Here is a 279-nt window from a genome sequence, read left to right as displayed (position 1 = left end):
GTCATCGAGCAGGGATTGCGCCATCAACGCAGCCTCGGTGGGCGGCGTACCGTAATGCAAGCCGCCGCTGGTCAGCACCGGCAGCCCGGAGGCCTTGGCCAGGCGCGCGGCATAACGTTCGCGCTCCAGGCCCACGCCGGTGGGCTGATCGGAGCCCCACGCCGGATCGCCCCGCTCCCGCCCCGAACCCAGCACCACAATCACATCCGCCTGCTCGGCCAGGCTCGCCCATTGGCTTTGCGGCAAGGGCGGCAGGCGCTCCAGACCGCGCGCGCCCCA

1 protein-coding gene is annotated in these 279 nt (G+C 72.0%); it reads right to left on the bottom strand.

Annotated features, from left to right (window positions below; all coding sequences use genetic code 11):
• On the bottom strand, window positions 1–279 hold a 279-nt coding region (locus tag SB725_RS30900; protein ID WP_410923188.1), incomplete at both ends, for a YdcF family protein.

This window comes from Pseudomonas sp. SIMBA_041 (genome assembly GCF_046535095.1).
In the GTDB taxonomy this organism is placed as follows: Bacteria; Pseudomonadota; Gammaproteobacteria; order Pseudomonadales; family Pseudomonadaceae; genus Aquipseudomonas; species Aquipseudomonas mucoides.
Note: the sequence above shows the minus strand (reverse complement) of the source record. Positions and strands in the feature narration are given on the sequence as shown.